Annotated in this window: 1 protein-coding gene and 1 pseudogene; both read right to left on the bottom strand. The window is 64.3% G+C overall.

Annotation, left to right across the window (positions count from 1 at the left end; translation table 11 throughout):
* Positions 1 to 21: 21 nt before the first annotated feature.
* The gene (locus ACYSMN_RS25455; protein WP_488926748.1) at positions 22 to 750 is read right to left on the bottom strand and encodes an ISAs1 family transposase; all 729 of its coding nucleotides are present in this window, start codon (positions 748 to 750) and stop codon (positions 22 to 24) included.
* Positions 636 to 1,160: pseudogene (locus ACYSMN_RS25460) on the bottom strand (ISAs1 family transposase); the annotation flags it as partial. The gene ACYSMN_RS25455 and the pseudogene ACYSMN_RS25460, both read right to left, overlap by 115 nt.
* Between the last annotated feature and the right edge of the window lie 41 nt (positions 1,161 to 1,201).

The raw sequence follows: 1,201 nt of genomic DNA on the forward strand, positions 1-1,201 counted from the left end.
GGTAGGGCTCCCGCACCAAAATCAGGCAAGGCGGAGTGCTTGCAACAGAAAGCCATTGTCGTAAGCGGCGAGTTTGCGTTTTCGCTTGCGGCTTATCGTACCGGGCACTTGGTTGAGCAGGTAGAGGGCCATCTTGCGTAAGATATTGGCATTGAGGGCGGCGTGCCCGCTGCGTAGCGTGGAGCGGTCCTCGCCAAACGTGACATCGAGTTGCCAGTGCAACTGGTTTTCGATGCCCCAATGCCCGCGCACGAGCCGGGCATAGGTGGCCGGGTCGGCGTCGGCCAGGCTGCTCAGATAGAAGCGCCGCGACGTAGTGACGCCCTGGCGGGTGTGACGCTCGGTCTCAACCCAGACCACCGTGCGCAGCCCCGGCCACTTCGCTGCCGCTTCCCAGCCGGCCAACTCCTGGCACAGGCGCACGGTGCGCACTTCCCCGCGCCCGTGGCCTACCTCTCGGCTGACCCGGCAGGGCAACTGCGGGGCCTGGGCCAGCAGCCCGTCGTGGAGTTGTTGGTAGAGCGTTTTCTGGTTGTGTTTGAGGGCGATAACATAGTCCGCGCCCGCTGCCAGCACCTGGCGGGCAAAGGCTGGCTGCGAAGCGATGGCATCGACCGTGACGATGCTGCCGCCGTGACGATGCTGCCGCGCACGTCGAGCGTGTCGAGCAAGGCGACCATCGCTGTCTTCTCCGTCGTTTGGGTCTCCACCTGCTGCTGGCCGAAGCTCAACTGCTCCTCGGCCAGCCACACACTCACCGTGCGCACCAGGGCATGGTGCTTGCCCGCGGGCAAGGTCGCCCGGTGCGCTTTGCCGTCGAGGCAGAGCTGCTGGCCGGCCAGCGGCGGCTGTCCGGCCGCCTGGGCCGCCACCAGGTGCTGGGCGCAGGCTCGTAAACTCTGCTCTAATTGCTTTGGACACAGGCGCTTCAACACCCGGCTTACGGTGTCTTCGCTGGGAATACCGCCCGCCAGCGACAGGCCCACCGCCTGTTGCAAAAAGACGAGGCGGGCCTGGCCGTAATCGCAGATTTCGGCTAAATCGTCACAGCCGGCCAGCGTAGCGCAGAGCAGCAAGGCTAAGATATCGCCCAAGTGGTGCGTGACCCGACCCTGGACCCGGAAGTCCGAGACGTGGGCAAAAGCAGTTAAAATACTCATGGCCTAAAACTACGACTCACTTTTGGTGCGGAAGCCCTGCC

This window comes from Hymenobacter sp. M1-2 (genome assembly GCF_057808495.1).